1 protein-coding gene is annotated in these 419 nt (G+C 57.8%); it reads right to left on the bottom strand.

The window, feature by feature from the left end; all coding sequences use genetic code 11:
• Positions 1-419: ThiF family adenylyltransferase (locus D7Y13_RS43700; RefSeq protein ID WP_208734695.1), on the bottom strand; the 419-nt coding region annotated here is incomplete at both ends.

Consider the following 419-nt stretch of genomic DNA (forward strand, 5'->3'; position numbering starts at 1 on the left):
ACATTGGCTAGAATAACCGTATCGGCGGGGTAAACGCGGTAGGTCGGCGTGCCATATTGCAGCGCATTCAGGGCTAACTCGGCCTGAATACTGGCAACCCGGACGACATGCAGCCACAACGCGGGTTCGGCTTCCAGCGTGCCATCCGCACCGATCATACCGTAATCCAGCGCAGTGCTGCCTTCGGATTCGCTGATCACAGGGGTATCTTCACGGAGTTGTTCCGCCCAGCACGCATAACACGGACGTTCACCCTGGGTCGGCGGCGGATGAATGATCACCACATCGCCGCCTTCACCACGTTCATACACCCCGGCGTAGACCGCCGTCAGGTTACGTTCGCGGCAAATGCCGTTGATCACATATTTGGACTGTTCACCATCTACACCCACAACGACCAGATCTACGCCATCCAGTGC

This window comes from Corallococcus praedator, assembly GCF_003612125.1.
Taxonomy (GTDB): Bacteria; Myxococcota; Myxococcia; order Myxococcales; family Myxococcaceae; genus Corallococcus; species Corallococcus praedator.